Genomic DNA, 356 nt, shown 5'->3' with positions numbered 1-356 from the left:
GTGGTAACACACAGTGGAGGACCGAACCAGTTGACGTTGAAAAGTCTTTGGATGAATTGTGGGTAGGGGTGAAAGGCCAATCAAACTTGGAAATAGCTCGTACTCCCCGAAATGCATTTAGGTGCAGCCTTATTTTAGTTTAGCAGAGGTAGAGCTACTGATAGGACGCGAGGGCTTCATCGCCTATCAACTCCTGATAAACTCCGAATGCTGCTAAATGATGAATAGGAGTGAGGGCATGGGTGCTAAGGTCCATGTCCGAAAGGGAAAGAACCCGGACCATCAGCTAAGGTCCCCAAATGTATGTTAAGTTGACCAAACGCGGTTTTACTGCTTAGACAGCTAGGATGTTGGCT

The 356-nt window shown here is 47.2% G+C and carries 1 rRNA gene; it reads left to right on the top strand.

From position 1 onward, the window contains the following. Window positions 1-356, top strand: a 23S ribosomal RNA gene (locus FNN09_RS20945); the annotation flags it as partial.

This window comes from Carboxylicivirga sp. M1479 (assembly GCF_007097485.1).
Taxonomy (GTDB): domain Bacteria; phylum Bacteroidota; class Bacteroidia; order Bacteroidales; family Marinilabiliaceae; genus Carboxylicivirga.
This window is presented reverse-complemented; position numbering and strand designations above follow the sequence as displayed.